At 57.5% G+C, this 815-nt stretch carries 1 pseudogene; it reads right to left on the bottom strand.

From position 1 onward, the window contains the following. A pseudogene (locus C5B90_RS19950) lies at window positions 1-815 on the bottom strand (site-specific integrase); the annotation flags it as partial.

Below are 815 nucleotides of genomic sequence, written 5' to 3'. Positions count from 1 at the left end.
GGGAAGAGATACCCGTCCCAGTTCTCACGGTCAGAAAGCGGATCAATCCGATCAGCGATGACGTCCACGCCATACAGCAGCGTCACCTCACCAGGGCCGTTCTTCCGCTCCCCATCACCGAACGACAGATGTGGGTCTTCAGCATCCAAGACCACCTGGTCAACGTGCAACGCGGCAACCTCGGAAGGCCGTAACCCCCATCCAGCGAGCGCAACCACGAGTAACTCCGCTTCGGGCGAGTCGACCTCGCTGTAGACTCGACGAACCTGCGACGCCGACAACGCCTGTGGGTCTGGTTCCCTAGCCTCCCATCCGAACTCCTCACCAGCCTCTGAAAGTGGATTGTACTTCGCGTATTTCCGGCGTTTCACGAACGCATACCACGCTCGTGCGACGTGCAGATATTCGAGCTTCGACCGATCCGTCGATAGCTCCTCGTCGAAGACGTCGAGAACTGCGAGACACCGCTCAATCTCCTGCGGTTGCTGGTCAAGTTCAGACAGTGGTTCGAGCAATGCATCAGTCTCGTGCAGTTCTCGATAGGTCCGAACCCACTTGGCCAACCTCGTCCGGTGGGTCTCGACGGTGCTCTCTGCTCGCCCACCACGGGTTTGTATCGAATTGAGGTATACTTCTAGAGCGTTGACAGTATCTTCGTCATCGACGTTCCACTCCCACCCCACAGATTCCTCATCTTCGAGACCGACGACGTCGACGAAGAACTGCTTGGGCGTCAAATCATGATGCTCGCGCAGCGCGTACGCGATACCACTGTAACCATGTTCGGTGAGCCACCCATAGGTTGGAACGTCGCA

Source organism: Haloferax sp. Atlit-12N, from assembly GCF_003383095.1.
In the GTDB taxonomy this organism is placed as follows: domain Archaea; phylum Halobacteriota; class Halobacteria; order Halobacteriales; family Haloferacaceae; genus Haloferax.
Note: the sequence above shows the minus strand (reverse complement) of the source record. Positions and strands in the feature narration are given on the sequence as shown.